Source organism: Actinomadura soli (assembly GCF_005889715.1).
In the GTDB taxonomy this organism is placed as follows: Bacteria; Actinomycetota; Actinomycetes; order Streptosporangiales; family Streptosporangiaceae; genus Spirillospora; species Spirillospora soli.
This window is the reverse complement of record NZ_VCKW01000216.1, coordinates 1-14,366: the sequence shown is the minus strand read 5'-3', so window position 1 is coordinate 14,366 and position 14,366 is coordinate 1. Positions and strand designations below refer to the sequence as shown.

The following is a 14,366-nucleotide window of genomic DNA, read 5'->3' as shown; positions in this document are numbered from 1 at the left end:
TCCTCCGGGGGTGGGGCGGGCGCGTCCTACAGGAATGGGAGCCTGTGTCCGGAACGGATAGGATCGCGCCGCCGTGCGGCGAGTCCGCGCGAGCACTCCAGACCGGGGCCCGCGGGCCGTACAATTGGCACTCGGGAGTATGGAGTGCCAGCGGCGCGGGGGCGCCGGCGGCCACGGGCCCGGCGGGACGAAGGAGGTGACCAGGTGCTGGACGACCGGAAGCTCGCAGTCCTGCGTGCCATCGTGGAGGACTTCGTCTCCACCAACGAGCCGGTGGGCTCGAAGGCGCTCGCGGACCGGCACAACCTCGGCGTTTCCCCCGCCACCATCCGCAACGACATGGCGGTGCTGGAGGAGCAGGGGTACATCACCCAGCCGCACACCAGCGCCGGACGCGTCCCCACCGACAAGGGCTACCGGCTGTTCGTCGACCGGCTGTCCACGATCAAGCCGCTGTCGATCGCCGAGCGGCGCGCGATCGAGACGTTCCTGTCCGGGGCCTACGACCTCGACGACGTCGTCGGCCGGACGGTGCGGCTGCTCGCGCAGCTCACCCGGCAGGTCGCCGTCGTGCAGTACCCGTCGCTGACGCGCTCGTCGGTGCGGCACGTCGAGCTGGTCCCGGTCGCGGAGGGGCGGCTGCTGCTCGTCCTGATCACCAACACCGGCCGGGTCGAGCAGCGCCTCATCGAGGCCCCGCCGCGCGGTTCCGGGGGGTCCGGTGGGTCGTCCCCCCAGAGCAAGCCGGGTTCGGTGTCGGAGGAATCGATCGGGCACCTGCGGGCGTTGCTCAACACGTGCCTCGACGGGCTGGGTCTCGGCGACGTGCCGACCGCGGTCGCGGACCTGCCCGACAAGGTGGGCCCGGACGACCGTCCGCTCGCCGCGGCGGTGCTGTCGGTGCTGCTGGAGACCCTCGTCGAGAAGCACGAAGAGAAGATCGTTTTCGCCGGTGCGGCCAACCTCGCCGCGGTGGACTTCTCGCAGAGCCTGAGGGAGGTTCTCGTGGCGCTCGAAGAGCAGGTGGTGCTGATGCGGCTGCTCGGCGAGACCGGCGATTCCTCTAAGGTTACGGTGCGGATCGGCACCGAGAACCCCGATCTGGGGCTCCGGTCGACCTCGGTCGTCGCCGCCGACTACGGCGTGGGCGACCTCACTCTGGCCCGGCTGGGAGTGCTCGGGCCTACACGCATGGATTACCCCAGCACGATGGGAGCGGTACGGGCAGTGGCACGCTACGTGGGACAGATCCTGGCGGGGTCGTAAGTGGCCAACGACTACTACGCGACCCTGGGCGTCCGGCGGGACGCCAGCGCCGACGAGGTCAAGAGGGCCTATCGCCGGCTCGCGCGGGAGCTCCACCCGGACGTCAACCCGGATCCGGAGACCCAGGACAGGTTCAAGGAGATCACCCAGGCGTACGAGGTGCTCTCCGACCCGAAGAAGCGCGAGATGTACGACCTGGGCGCCGACCCGTTCGCGCCCGGCGGCGGGGCGGGCGCCGGCGGCTTCGGCGGCGCCGGGTTCCCGTTCAGCGACATCATGGACGCGTTCTTCGGCACCGCGACGTCCAGGGGCCCCCGGTCCCGGGCGCGGCGCGGCCGGAACGCGACGCTGCCGGTGGAGCTCGACCTCGGCGAGACCGCGTTCGGCACGACCCGCGAGCTGTCCATCGACACCGCCGTGGTCTGCACCGGCTGCGAGGGGTCGGGCTGCGCGCCCGGCACCCACCCGGAGACGTGCGAGACGTGCCACGGGCGCGGCGAGGTGCAGCAGGTCCAGCGCTCGTTCCTCGGCCAGGTCATGACGGCCCGGCCCTGCCCGGCGTGCGGCGGGTTCGGCTCGGTGATCCGCAACCCGTGCACCGAGTGCTCCGGGGACGGCCGCGTCCGCACCCGCCGGACCGTCAAGGTCAAGATCCCGGCGGGCGTGGAGAACGGCATCCACATCCAGCTCGCCGGGGAGGGCGAGGTCGGCCCGGGCGGCGGCCCGCCCGGCGACCTGTTCCTGCAGATCGTGGAGAAGCCCCACCCGATCTTCGAGCGGGAGGGCGACGACCTGCACTGCACGGTCGAGATCCCGATGACGGCGGCGGCGCTCGGCACCAGCGTCACCATCGAGACCCTGGACGCCGCCGAGAGCGTCGACATCAAGCCCGGCACGCAGTCCGGGCAGGTCATCACGCTGTACAACCGGGGCGTCCGGCACCTCAACGAGAGCGGCCGCGGCGACCTGATGATCCACGTGAACGTGGAGACGCCGAACCGGCTCGACGAGGAGCAGGAGGAACTGCTGCGGCAGCTCGCCGCGCTGCGCGGCGAGGAACGCCCGCCGGGCAAGTTCGCCCCGGGCCAGCGCGGCATGTTCTCCCGCCTCAAGGACGTCTTCAACCAGCACTGAAGAGCAGCGGCGGCGGCCTACGAGGAAGGCCGCCGCGGCACCTTCGAGCATGGCGACCGGACCTCCGAGCATGGCGACCAGTGACACTGACAGGGGGCGCGCATGAGCCCGCCGGTCTTCCTCGCCGCGACGGACGCGCTGGAACGCGGCGGCGTCGTCCTCGACGGGCCCGAGGGGCGGCACGCGGCGACCGTGCGGCGGCTGCGGCCCGGTGAGCGCGTCGACCTGACCGACGGCGCGGGCCTCCTCGCCGAATGCGTCGTCGCCGACGCGGGCCGCGCGTCCCTCACGCTGGACGTGCTGGCCCTGCACCGGCGGCCGGCGCCCTCGCCCCGCATCGTGGTCGTCCAGGCCCTCCCGAAGGGCGAGCGGGGCGAACTGGCCGTCGAGACGATGACCGAGGCCGGCGTGGACGAGATCGTCCCGTGGTCGGCGGCGCGGTGCGTCACGCAGTGGCGTCCCGAACGCCGCGAGAAGGCCCTCGCCCGCTGGCGCGGGACCGCCCGCGAGGCCGGCAAGCAGGCGCGCCGCAGCCGCTTCCCCGAGATCGCCGGCCTGGCGTCCACGGGTGAGGTGGCCGGACGGATCGCGGCGGCGTCCCTGGCGCTCGTCCTGCACGAGGAGGCCGACGCGCCGCTCAGCGCCGCCGAGCCGCCCGCGGAGGGCGAGATCGTGGTCGTGGTGGGCCCCGAGGGCGGGATCACCGAGGACGAACTGGAGCGCTTCGCCGAAGCCGGCGGACGACCCACGCGGCTCGGCCCGACCGTCCTGCGCACGTCGACGGCCGGAGTGGCGGCCGTCGCGGTCCTGCTGGCGGCGACCGGCCGCTGGTGACCCGGCCGCTGGTGACCCGGCCCGTCAGGAGCCCGCCGAGCCGGGGGGCTGGGCGGGCTCGGTGGTGACGGTCGGGGTCGGCTCGTCGGTGGGGTCGCCCGGGTCCGGCGTGGACGTGGTCGGCGTCGGCGACGTGCTCGGCGTCTGCGACGCGGACTGGCCCGGGCACGGCGTGGTCGACGGCGCGGGCGTGGCCTCCGCGCCCGGCGAGGCCGCCGCCGTGGGTGTGCCGGCCGGGGGCTGCGGGATGCGGCAGGCCGAGATCCCCTGCGAGGTGCTGGCGCTCGGCGACGCCGAGGCGCTCGGGTCGCCGGACGCGCCGGCGCCGGGCGATGCCGGGTCGGGGAACTGCGGGTCGCCGCCCGCGTCGGTGCGCTCGCCGCCGGCGGGGTCGCGGTTGCCGTCGGCCGGTCCGTTGCTGCCGACCGACTGCTGGATGAGGTCGAAGGTCTGCGGTGCGGTCACGCCCAGCCCCGCGATAGCCACGGCGGCCGCCACGGCGAGGACGCCCCGCGCCCAGTTGACCGTGAACCGATCGAACCCGAGCCCGTAGCGGGCGAGGCCGAAACGTCCGAGACCGAACCGGCGGCTGTGGCCGTCGGTGATGCGGGCCCGGATGCGCTCCAGACCGTCGCCCGCGGGGTTGACCGTCTCCGCCTCCGCGTGCAGGGCGCGGCGGAGGACCTCGCCGTGCTCGTCGTCGGGGTGGGTGGTCATGAGAATTGCTCCAGGACGTTGCGTAGCGCGGTCATTCCGCGGGCCGTGTGGCTTTTCACGGCGCCGCGGGAGATGCCCATCGTGTTGGCGATCTCCGCCTCGGACAGGTCGGCGTAGTAGCGGAGGACGAGCGCCTCCCGCTGGCGTGCGGGCAGCCGGGACAGCGCGTCGATCACCGCCGAGCGTTCCAGCTCCCCGATCGCCCCGGCCTCCGCGCTCGGCGCGTCCGGCAGGCCCTTCGGGGCGTACTTCTCGACGACGGCGCGGTGCCGGAGCACCGACCGTGACCGGTTGACCACCGACTGGCGCAGGTACGACAGGGCTTTGTCCGGGTCGCGCAGGCGCCGCCAGCCGCCGTGCATCGCGACGAACGCGTCCTGGACGACCTCCTCGGCCGTCCCCGCGTCCCGGACGAGCATGGCTGCCAGCCGCACCAGCGAGCGGTAGTTGGCGCTGTAGAGCGCCGTCACCGCCTGATCGGCGTCCCAGGCGACGGCCACCGCGCCCGCCGTGCCCCTGGCCACGAGGGTCTCGGTCACGTCAGTGGGACGCGTACCCTCGTCGCCCGGTTTACGAAAGGGCATGTCCTGGTTTGCCTCGGTCACCTATCCGCCGCCTTTGCCGTCCCCCGGCCGTCCATTCGGATGGTCCTGCGGAGCGGCGTGGTCGGGCGCTCCCGGCTCCGGTCCGAACGCGCCGCGATGCCTGGCGCCATGCGGTGTGCCTGACGCCGAGCGCTGCGGACCGGGGGGTACGCCTTGAGCTGACAACCTTAACCATTGGACGGTCGCAACGCCGCCTGCAATGGAAGGCCGATCGGCGAATAACTCTATCGAGTGCCGGACGCTGCAAGCGACGTCCGCGCGCGTCTCGATAGGATTCCGGGGCGGTCACGGTGCGCCCGCGAGGGAAGGCGCGCCCGCGAGGGACGACGGGCCGCCGCGCGCGAGGGGAGACAGATGACCGACTGCCTGTTCTGCAAGATCGTTTCCGGGGACGTGCCGGCCAAGATCGTCCGGGAGTCGGCGGGGACGGTGGCGTTCCGCGACATCAACCCGCAGGCGCCGACGCACGTGCTGGTCATCCCGCGGGACCACCACCCCACCGTCGCGGAGCTCGCCGCGTCCGACGCCGGGCTGCTCGCCGAGCTGGTGCGCGAGGCCCACCAGGTCGCCGCCGACGAGGGCATCGCCGAGACCGGGTACCGCGTCGTGTTCAACACCGGCGCGCAGGCCGGCCAGACCGTGTTCCACGTGCACGCGCACCTTCTCGGCGGCCGTGGCCTCAACTGGCCGCCCGGCTGACCCCGGCCCGCCCGACCTGCGTTCCCGGCCCGCGCGCCCGCTCCGGGCCGCCACGCGGAAAATCCAACGGCGTCGTGTCGGGGGCGGCCAGTACGATGGAACCGACACACCTGGACACCCGGAGCAGACAGAAGGCAGGTCGGAGAGGCCGCAAGGCCCGGCTGATGGTCGAATCAACTCACACGAGGTCAACCCCCGCCTCGCCCCGGACGGGACGCGACGACCAGGACGGCTCGCGTTCCCAGATCAAGATCGTGGTGCCGGACGACCATTCGATGGTGAGCCTGCTCGGCTCCCGGGATGAGCTCCTCCACGCGATCGAGGGCGCGTTCGGCGACGACCTCGACATCCATGTCCGCGGCAACGAGATCACCGTGACCGGCCCGGAGGCCGAGACTGACCTGGTCTCCCGGCTCTTCACCGAGATGCTCGAACTGCTGAGGGGCGGCACGCAGCTCACCCCCGACGCCGTCGAGCGCAGCCTCGCGATGCTGCGCGGCGAGACCGGCGCGCGTCCCGCCGAGGTCCTCACGCTGGACGTGCTGTCCAGCCGGGGCCGGACGATCCGGCCGAAGACCCTGAACCAGCGCCGCTACGTCGACGCGATCGACAAGCACACGATCGTGTTCGGGATCGGCCCCGCCGGCACCGGCAAGACGTACCTGGCGATGGCCAAGGCCGTCCGCGCCCTGCAGGACAAGCAGGTCAACCGGATCATCCTGACGCGCCCGGCCGTGGAGGCGGGGGAGCGGCTCGGGTTCCTGCCGGGAACGCTCTACGAGAAGATCGACCCGTATCTGCGGCCGCTGTACGACGCGCTGCACGACATGGTCGACCCCGACTCGATCCCGCGCCTGATGGCCGCCGGCACCATCGAGGTCGCCCCCCTCGCCTACATGCGCGGGCGGACGCTCAACGACTCGTTCATCATCCTGGACGAGGCGCAGAACACCTCGCCCGAGCAGATGAAGATGTTCCTCACCCGGCTCGGGTTCGGCTCGAAGGTCGTGGTGACCGGCGACGTCACCCAGGTCGACCTGCCCAACGGGCAGCTCAGCGGCCTGCGCGTCGTCCAGGACATCCTCGACGGCGTCCAGGACATCCACTTCTGCCGGCTCGACAGCCGCGACGTCGTCCGGCACAAGCTGGTCACCGACATCGTCGACGCCTACAACCGCTACGACGAGTCCCGCGTCCCCGAGATCAATCAGGGCGCGGCGGGCCGGGGCGGGTCCCGCAAGCGGAGGCGGTAGTGAGCATCGAGGTGCTGAACGAGTCCGGCGTGCCCGTGGACGAGAAGGGCATCGCCGGCCTGTCCCGGCACGTCCTGGACGGGATGCGCGTCCACCCGCTGGCGGAGCTGTCGGTGCTGCTCGTCGACGAGGCCGCGATGACCGAGCTGCACGAGAAGTGGATGGACGAGCCGGGCCCGACCGACGTGCTGTCGTTCCCCATGGACGAGCTGCGCCCCGGCCACATGTCCGGCGGCGCCGACGAGGAGGGCGAGACCGACCCCGGGCTGCTCGGCGACGTCGTCCTGTGCCCGGCGGTCGCCGAGAAGCAGGCGCGCAAGGCCGGGCACAGCACCGAGGACGAGCTGCAGCTGCTGTGCGCGCACGGCATCCTGCACCTCCTCGGCTACGACCACGCCGAGCCGGAGGAGCACAAGGAGATGTTCGGCCTGCAGGCCGAGCTCCTGACCTCCTGGCGGGAGAAACGCGGCGGCTGATGAGCACCGCGCAGGCGTGGCTGTCGGCCCTCGCGGTGGGCCTGGTCCTCATGGCGGGCCTGCTGGCCGGCGCGGAGGCGGCGCTCGCGCGCGTGTCCCGCGTCACCGTCGAGGAGGTCGTCCGCGAGGGGCGGCGCGGCGCGAAGAAGCTCGCCGAGGTCGTCGCCGACCCGGCCCGCTACGTCAACATGGTGCTGCTGCTGCGCATCGGCTGCGAGCTGGTCGCCACCGTGATCGTCGCCGACCTGTGCATCTCCTGGCTGGACGAGACGTGGCGCGCCTACGTCACCGCCGCCGCCATCATGATCGTGGTCAGCTACGTGGTGATCGGGGTCGGGCCCCGCACGCTCGGCATCCAGCACGCCGACCGGGTCGCGCTCGCGGGCGCCGCCGTGATCCACCCCGTGACGCGGGTGTTCGGGCCGCTGCCGCGCCTGCTGATCCTGCTCGGCAACGCCCTCACCCCCGGCAAGGGGTTCCGGGAGGGGCCGTTCGCGTCCGAGGCGGAGCTGCGCGACCTGGTCGACCTCGCCGAGCAGCGCAGCCTGATCGAGCCCGACGAGCGGGAGATGATCCACTCGGTGTTCGAGCTCGGCGACACCCTCGTCCGCGAGGTGATGGTGCCGCGCACCGACATCGTGTTCATCGAGCGCGGCAAGACGCTCCGGCAGGCGATGTCGCTCGCGCTGCGCAGCGGCTTCTCCCGCATCCCCGTCGTCGGCGAGAACGAGGACGACGTCGTCGGGATCGCCTACCTGAAGGACGTCGTCCGCCGCAGCCAGGAGCACCGCGAGGGCGAGGCGACCGAGACGGTCGACTCCGTCATGCGGTCGGCCACGTACGTGCCCGACAGCAAGCCGATCGACGAGCTGCTCCGCGAGATGCAGGCCCGCCGCATCCACCAGGCGATCGTCATCGACGAGTACGGCGGCACCGCGGGCCTCGTCACCATCGAGGACATCCTGGAGGAGATCGTCGGTGAGATCACCGACGAGTACGACCGGGAGACCCCGCCGGTCACCTGGCTCCCGGACGGCGCCGTCCGCGTCACCGCCCGCCTCCCCGTCGAGGACCTCGCCGACCTGTTCGACGTCGAGATGGACGTCGAAGAGGTCGAGACCGTCGGCGGCCTCCTGGCACACGCGCTCGGCCGCGTCCCCATCGAAGGCTCGACGGCCGAGGTCCGCACCGACGACGGCGGCCCCGTCCTGTCCCTGAAGGCCGAGACGATCGCGGGCCGCCGCAACCGCGTCGGCACTGTTCTGGTCAGTGTCGCCCGGGGGGGCGACCCCCCGAACCCCCCGGCTGCGCGGCACGGGTCTCCTCGCTCCACTCGCTAGCGCTCGCTCCGCTGCGGGGACGCGGCGCGCCGGGCATGCCCGCTCCGCTCGCAGAGCTCGCTACGCGTGCCTGCCCGTAACCGGTGGCTGAGGTTCAAACCCAATCGGCAGAGACTCAGCTCGTCCAGGGACTGGGGCGTTAGTCGAGGGTTGTGCGGAGGGTGCCGTTCGGGGCTGCGACCAGGATGGGGGCCTTGGGGCCCAGGTCGCGGACGGCGGTTATGTCGGAGGCTTCTGGGGTCTCGGCCTCGGTGACGACGGCGGCGGCCTCCAGGTCCTCGGCGCCGCTGGAGACGGCCATCGCCACGGCGACCTTGAGGGCCGACAGTTTGAGGGACGGCAGGTCGACGCTCGTGGCGGAGTAGGTGCGGCCCGTCTCGTCGCGGACGGCGGCCCCCTCGGCGGCGCCCGTGCGGGCCCTCGCCGACCTGGCCAGGGTGATGATCTTCGCGTCCTCGGCGTTCAGCTCGCTCACGCCCCAAGCGTACGGGCACGGCGGGCGGTGCCTCGCAAGTGAGCGCCAAGTGGACGGCAAGCGCGGCGCGCGATCCTCGGAACCGCCGGACACAGCGGTCCGGATCATGCCGTCTGGGGGAGAAGAGATGTCCCGTCTGCTTTACCGCTTGGGCAAGGCCGCGGCCTTGCGCCCATGGCGGTTCATCGCCGCCTGGCTGGTGCTCATCGGCGTGGTGGCCGGTCTCGCGGGCGCCGCGGGCGGCGCGCTGCACGACAACTACACGCTGTCCGGGACGGGGTCGCAGCGGGCCACGGACCTGCTGGAGGAGCGCTTCCCCGCGCTGTCGGGAGCGGACGCCCGGGTGGTGGTGCACGCCGAGTCCGGGAAGGTCGACCAGGCGGCGCTGGCGACGGCGTCCGGGGAGCTGCGGAAGCTGCCGGACGTCAGCGCGGTCGACCCGCCGCGGCCCAGCGCGGACGGCGCGACCGCGCTGATGACCGTCCGGTATTCGGTGCCCGTCACGGAGCTGGAGCCGAAGCCGACGCTCGATCTCCTGCGCGGGGCCACGGGCAACCTGGACGACGCCGGCTACCAGGTGGAGTTCGGCGGGCAGGTGCCGGAGAACGTGACCGCGCCGGGCGGCGTCGCCGAGGCGGTCGGGATCGTGGCCGCTCTGGTGATCCTGCTTCTGGCGTTCGGGTCGGTGGTGGCGGCGGGCCTGCCGCTCGTGGTGGCGCTGGCGGGGCTCGGCGCGGGCGTGTCGGGGGTGACGCTGCTGGCGGCGTTCACCGACGTCGCGACCACGGCTCCGACCCTCGCGATCATGGTGGGGCTGGGCGTCGGCATCGACTACGCGCTGTTCATCCTGACCCGGCACCGGGAGGGGCTCGCGGCGGGGCTCGACGTCCCCGAGTCGGTGGCGCGCGCCAACGCCAGCGCCGGCCTGTCGGTGATCTTCGCGGGGTCCACGGTGCTGCTGGCGCTGTGCGGGCTGGTGCTGTCCCGCGTCCCGGTCTTCATGACCATGGGCTTCACCACCGGGCTCGTCGTCGCGACGACGGTGCTGAGCGCGGTCACGCTGCTGCCCGCGGTGCTGGGCCTCGCCGGACGCCGGGTGCTGCGCCGCCGCGACCGGGCCGCCGGCGCGAAGATCAGCGTCGAGTCGCCGAAGGTGAGGCGGTGGGCCGAGCACGTCGGGCGGCACCCGTGGCCCTGGCTGCTCGCCGCGTTCACGCTGATGCTCGCCCTCGCCGCGCCCGCGCTCGGCATGCGCACGTGGCCGAGCGACGCCAGCAGCGAGCCGACGTCCAACACCGTCCGGCAGGCGTACGACATGGTCGAGGACGGCTACGGCGCGGGCGCCAACGGGCCGCTGCTCGTCGCCGTCGACCTGACGAAGACCGATCGCAGCGCCCTGCCCGGCCTGAGCGACCGGCTCGCGAAGACGGAGGGCGTCACGTCCGTCGCGCCGCCGCAGGTGTCCCCGAAGGGCGACGCCGCCGTGATCATGGTCACGCCGGAGTACGGGCCGCAGGACGAGCGGGTGACCGGCCTCGTCGACCGGGTCCGCGCGGACGCGCTGCCGCCGGGCGCGGAGGTCACCGGGCTGACCGCCGTCTACACCGACCTGTCCCGGGTGCTGTCCGACCGGCTCTGGCCGGTGATCGGCGCGGTCGTCGCGACCTCGTTCATCATGCTGATGATCATGTTCCGGTCGCTGCTGGCGCCGCTGAAGGCGGCGGTGATGAACCTGCTGTCGATCAGCGCCGCGTACGGGGTGCTCACGGCCGTGTTCCAGTGGGGGTGGGGCGCGAGCCTGCTCGGCCTCCCGCACAGCGTCCCGGTGTCGAGCTTCATCGTGCTGCTGATGTTCGCGGTCCTGTTCGGCGTGTCGATGGACTACGAGGTCTTCCTGCTGTCGCGGATCAGGGAGGAATGGCAGCTGCACGGCGACGCGCGCGCCTCGGTGTCCACCGGGCTCGCCGCGACCGGGCGGGTGATCACCAGCGCGGCGCTGATCATGGTGGTGGTGTTCCTCGGCTTCGCCGCCGACCCCGGACTGGTGATCAAGCAGATGGGGGTCGGCCTCGCGGTCGCGGTGGCGCTGGACGCGACGATCGTCCGGCTGGTGCTCGTCCCGGCCACGATGTCGCTGCTCGGACGGGCGAACTGGTGGCTGCCGCGGCCGCTCGCCCGCGTCCTGCCCGACATCGACCTGCACGGCGGCGCCGCGCCCGCCGGGACGGCCGAACGGGAACGGGAGCCCAGCCCCGCCTGATCCGGGGGAGATGGCGGTGGGTGGGGGCCGGAGGACGGTTCGGCATGTCCCGGTTAGGCTGATCGGGACATGTCGACCGTGGTACGCGTTCTCGGGGCCTTCGGTGCCGAGGTGGCGGGCGCCCCCGCCGACCTCGGCGGCCCCCGCCAGCGCTCGGTCCTCGCCCGCCTCGTGGCCGCACGGGGCCGGATGGTGCCCGCAGACCGGCTCGTCGAGGACCTGTGGGCGGGGACGGCGCCGGCCCGCGCCGCCGCCGGACTGCAGTCGTTCGTGTCGCATCTGCGGCGGGCGCTGGAGCCGGACCGTCCGCCCCGCACGCCCGCGCGGATCCTCGTCACCGAGCCGCCGGGGTACGCGCTCCGGCTGCCGGACGGGGACGTCGACGCGTGGCGGTTCGACATGCTGATCGACGAGGCCGCCGACCTCCTGGACGCGGACCCGCAGGAGGCCCGCCGCCGCGCGGAACGGGCGCTCGCGGAGTGGCGCGGCCCCGCCTACGCCGAGTTCGCCGGCCTGCCGTGGGCCGCCGCCGAGGCCGCCCGGCTGGACGAGCGCCGCCGCCTCGCCGTCGAGCGCCGCGCCGAGGCGATGCTGAAGCTCGCGGCCGCCGCCGAGGCCGTGCCCGACCTGGAGACCCACGCCGCCGCGAACCCGCTGCGGGAGGAGGCGTGGCGGCTGCTGGCCCTGGCCCTCTACCGCGCCGGACGGCAGGGCGACGCGCTCGCCGCCCTCCGCCGCGCCCGCGCGACCCTCACCGAGGAACTCGGCGTCGACCCGGGGCCTGCGCTGCGCCGCCTGGAGGCCGACATCCTGGCCCAGTCGCCCGCCTTGGGGGAACCGGGCCCGGTCGAAGAGCCGGTGCCGGAACGTCCTGTCCTGCGGCTGGCGCCCGAACCCGCCGACGCGCCCGAGAGCGCGTTCGTCGGACGGGCCCCGGAGCTGGCGCGGCTGGAGGACGCGGCCCGCGATGCCGTCGCGGGAACCGGCGGCGTCGTCCTCATCGGCGGCGACGCTGGCATGGGCAAGACCGCGCTCACCGAACGGTTCGCACGCGGCCTCGCCGACCAGGGCTGGACGTGCGCGTGGGGCCGCGCGCCGGAGACCGGGGGAGCACCGGCGGCCTGGCCGTGGGCCGAGCTGCTGCGCGACCTCACGGCCGCCGCGCCGCCCGACGACGTGCTCGCCGCCCGCCTCGCCCCCCTTCTGGACGACGGCGTCACCGGAGGCGCCGGCACGGACGTCAGCACGGGACGGTTCCGGCTCCACCTCGCGGTCGGTGACTACCTCACCGGGCTCGCGGACACCGCGCCGCTGCTCCTCGTCCTGGACGACCTGCACTGGGCGGACGAGGAGACCCTCGCCCTGCTCGTCCGGCTCGCCGGGCGGGTGCGGGAGCGTCCCGTCCTGCTGGTGGCGACGTTCCGGAGCACGGAGGTCCCCGAACGGCTCGCGGGCGCACTCGCCGCGCTCGCCCGGCACGAACCGGCGCGCATCGACCTGAGCGGGCTGTCGGCGCCCGAGGTCGCCGCGCTGGTCCGCGGCACGTGCGCCACCAGCGTCGGCGACGCGGAGCTGGAGGTCATCGCCGAGCGGACCGGCGGCAACCCGTTCTTCACCCGGGAGACGGCCCGGCTCCTCGACGCCGAGGGCCTGCCCGCCGCCACCCGCCGGGTGCCCGCGGGCGTCGGGGACGTGCTGCGCCGCCGCATCGCCCGGCTGCCGGCGCCCGTCCAGGACGTCCTGCGGGACGCCGCCGTCGTCGGCCGCGACGCCGACCTGCGCGTCCTCGCCGACCTCGCCGGGAACGAGGACACCGTGATCGACGCCGTCGAGGCGGGCCTCGACGGCGGCCTCGTCACCGAGCCCGGGCCGGGCCGGATGCGGTTCGCGCACGCCCTCGTCCGCGACACCCTCTACGAGGCGATCTCCCGGGCCCGCCGCACCCGGCTGCACGGCCGCGTCGCCGCCGCGCTCGAACGGCACGAGCCCGGCGAGGTCGCCGCGATCGCGCACCACTACCTGGAGTCGGGCGCCGACGCCGCGAAGGCCGTCCGGTACGCGCGGCGCGCCGCCGAGGCCGCCGAGGCCCGCTTCGCGCACGGCACCGCCGCCGGGCTGTGGGCCCGCGTCGTCGAGACGCTCCGCGCCGAGGGGCCGGGCGCGACCCGCGACCGGCTGGCGGCGGAGGTCTCCGCGATCCGCGCCTCCGCCCTCGCCGGGGACCTCGTGGGCGCCCGGGAGCGGCGCCTCGCCGCCATCGCCGACGCCCGCGCGCTCGGCGACGTCCGGCTGCTCGCCCGGATCATCGCGAGCTTCGACGTCCCGACGCTGTGGACGAGCCGCGAGTACGGCACCCTCGACCACGACGTCGTCGACGCCACCGGCGAGGCGCTCGCCCGGCTCCCCGGCGACGAGCCGGAGCTGCGCGTCCGGCTGCTGACCACCCTGGCGATCGAGCTGGAGGGGGAGCGGCACGACCGCGGCGTCACCGCGTCCGCGGAGGCCGTCCGGGCGGCCCGCGACCTCGGCGTCCCCGAGCTGATCGCGGTCGCGCTGAACGGCGCGTACTTCAACGCCTACCGCACCGCGGACGGCCTGTCCGAGCGGCGCCGGATCGCCGCCGAGCTCCTCGACCTCGCCACCCGGCACGACCTCGGCGCCTACCGCGTCCTCGCCCACCTGCAGGTCCAGCAGGCCGCCGTCGCGGACCTCGACCTGGCCGCCGCGCACCGGCACCTGGAAGAGGGACGGCTGCTCGCCGACCAGTACGGCCTGCCGCTGCTCGCGGAGATCGGGTTCTGGGAGGCCGAGCTCATCCACGCGTTCCGCGCCCCCCTCGACGAGGCGGAGCGCACCTACGAGCGGCTGAACGGCACCTTCGGCCGGATCAGGATCTGGTCCAGCGAGCGCGGCATGGGGGTCCTCGGCCCGTTCTGCGTGCGGCTCGTGCAGGGCCGGGCCGGGGAGATGCTGGACGAGACCGCGTGGCTGCACCGGCAGTGGAGCCACGTCGGGGCGACCGCCGACATCCACGCGCTCGCGCTGGTCGCGGCGGGCCGTACCGCCGAGGCCCGGCGCGTCGTCGCCGGGGCCGGGCCCGTCCGGCCCGACTACTTCTTCGACCTCACCATGCCGGTGCGGGGCCTGCGCGCCATCGCCCTCGGCGACCGCGACCTGGCCGAGGACGTCTACGCGGCGCTGCTCCCGTACGCGGGGCACTTCTCGGGCGGCGCCACGTCCGTCGCCACGGTGGGCCCCATCGCGCAGCTCCTCGGCGACCTCGCCCTGTTCCTCGAACGTACCGCCG

At 74.0% G+C, this 14,366-nt stretch carries 12 protein-coding genes; 9 read left to right on the top strand and 3 right to left on the bottom strand.

The genetic code is table 11. The features are described 5' to 3' along the window. The first annotated feature begins 204 nt into the window (after window positions 1-204). From hrcA to ETD83_RS31330, 3 genes are all read left to right on the top strand, one after another. Window positions 205-1,266, top strand: a complete 1,062-nt coding sequence (hrcA, locus tag ETD83_RS31340; RefSeq protein ID WP_138648817.1) for a heat-inducible transcriptional repressor HrcA — start codon at window positions 205-207, stop codon at window positions 1,264-1,266. Then, window positions 1,267-2,400: a molecular chaperone DnaJ gene (gene dnaJ / locus ETD83_RS31335; protein ID WP_138648816.1), complete on the top strand. Its 1,134-nt coding sequence runs from the start codon at window positions 1,267-1,269 to the stop codon at window positions 2,398-2,400. 102 nt (window positions 2,401-2,502) lie between these two features. Next, entirely contained in the window at window positions 2,503-3,234 is a 732-nt protein-coding gene (locus ETD83_RS31330) for a 16S rRNA (uracil(1498)-N(3))-methyltransferase (protein WP_138648815.1), read from the top strand. Between the two features lie 24 nt (window positions 3,235-3,258). On the opposite strand, the gene ETD83_RS31325 is transcribed toward ETD83_RS31330, so the two are convergent. Together ETD83_RS31325 and ETD83_RS31320 are read right to left on the bottom strand one after the other, a co-directional pair. Then, on the bottom strand, window positions 3,259-3,951 hold the full coding sequence (locus ETD83_RS31325; RefSeq protein ID WP_138648814.1) for a hypothetical protein: 693 nt from the start codon (window positions 3,949-3,951) through the stop codon (window positions 3,259-3,261). Next, a complete protein-coding gene (locus tag ETD83_RS31320) occupies window positions 3,948-4,535 on the bottom strand; it encodes a SigE family RNA polymerase sigma factor (RefSeq protein WP_138648819.1) in 588 nt (195 codons plus the stop codon). The genes ETD83_RS31325 and ETD83_RS31320 overlap by 4 nt, the downstream gene beginning before the upstream one ends. 375 nt (window positions 4,536-4,910) lie before the next feature. Here ETD83_RS31320 and ETD83_RS31315 point away from each other — a divergent pair, with 375 nt between their 5' ends. The 4 genes from ETD83_RS31315 (at window position 4,911) to ETD83_RS31300 (ending at window position 8,324) form a co-directional block, all read left to right on the top strand. Further along, window positions 4,911-5,255 carry a histidine triad nucleotide-binding protein gene (locus ETD83_RS31315; RefSeq protein ID WP_138648813.1) on the top strand — a complete coding sequence of 115 codons (345 nt, stop codon included), beginning with the start codon at window positions 4,911-4,913 and terminating at the stop codon, window positions 5,253-5,255. A gap of 164 nt (window positions 5,256-5,419) precedes the next feature. Further along, the gene (locus ETD83_RS31310) at window positions 5,420-6,508 is read left to right on the top strand and encodes a PhoH family protein (protein WP_138648812.1); all 1,089 of its coding nucleotides are present in this window, start codon (window positions 5,420-5,422) and stop codon (window positions 6,506-6,508) included. Further along, window positions 6,508-6,984, top strand: coding sequence for an rRNA maturation RNase YbeY (gene ybeY / locus ETD83_RS31305; RefSeq protein WP_138648811.1), 477 nt, complete (start codon window positions 6,508-6,510; stop codon window positions 6,982-6,984). The genes ETD83_RS31310 and ybeY overlap by 1 nt, the downstream gene beginning before the upstream one ends. Beyond that, window positions 6,984-8,324 carry a hemolysin family protein gene (locus ETD83_RS31300; protein WP_171064534.1) on the top strand — a complete coding sequence of 447 codons (1,341 nt, stop codon included), beginning with the start codon at window positions 6,984-6,986 and terminating at the stop codon, window positions 8,322-8,324. The genes ybeY and ETD83_RS31300 overlap by 1 nt, the downstream gene beginning before the upstream one ends. Window positions 8,325-8,463: 139 nt before the next feature. Here the strand turns inward: ETD83_RS31300 and ETD83_RS31295 are convergent, their stop codons facing one another. Beyond that, on the bottom strand, window positions 8,464-8,799 hold the full coding sequence (locus ETD83_RS31295) for a cytidine/deoxycytidylate deaminase family protein (RefSeq protein WP_138648810.1): 336 nt from the start codon (window positions 8,797-8,799) through the stop codon (window positions 8,464-8,466). 127 nt (window positions 8,800-8,926) lie between these two features. Between ETD83_RS31295 and ETD83_RS31290 the strand changes: the two genes are divergently transcribed. Together ETD83_RS31290 and ETD83_RS31285 are read left to right on the top strand one after the other, a co-directional pair. Next, window positions 8,927-11,059, top strand: a complete 2,133-nt coding sequence (locus tag ETD83_RS31290) for an MMPL family transporter (protein ID WP_138648809.1) — start codon at window positions 8,927-8,929, stop codon at window positions 11,057-11,059. 69 nt (window positions 11,060-11,128) lie between these two features. Then, window positions 11,129-14,366 (top strand): ATP-binding protein (locus ETD83_RS31285; protein ID WP_138648808.1); only part of this gene is annotated, 3,238 nt, incomplete at its 3' end.

Bases quoted from the DNA above. Each gene is read 5' to 3' on its own strand.
- ETD83_RS31330 (WP_138648815.1), top strand. From the start codon at position 2,503: ATGAGCCCGCCGGTCTTCCTCGCCGCGACGGACGCGCTGGAACGCGGC.
- ETD83_RS31325 (WP_138648814.1), bottom strand. From the start codon at position 3,951: ATGACCACCCACCCCGACGACGAGCACGGCGAGGTCCTCCGCCGCGCC.
- ETD83_RS31320 (WP_138648819.1), bottom strand. From the start codon at position 4,535: ATGCCCTTTCGTAAACCGGGCGACGAGGGTACGCGTCCCACTGACGTG.
- ETD83_RS31315 (WP_138648813.1), top strand. From the start codon at position 4,911: ATGACCGACTGCCTGTTCTGCAAGATCGTTTCCGGGGACGTGCCGGCC.
- ETD83_RS31310 (WP_138648812.1), top strand. From the start codon at position 5,420: ATGGTCGAATCAACTCACACGAGGTCAACCCCCGCCTCGCCCCGGACG.
- ETD83_RS31300 (WP_171064534.1), top strand. From the start codon at position 6,984: ATGAGCACCGCGCAGGCGTGGCTGTCGGCCCTCGCGGTGGGCCTGGTC.
- ETD83_RS31290 (WP_138648809.1), top strand. From the start codon at position 8,927: ATGTCCCGTCTGCTTTACCGCTTGGGCAAGGCCGCGGCCTTGCGCCCA.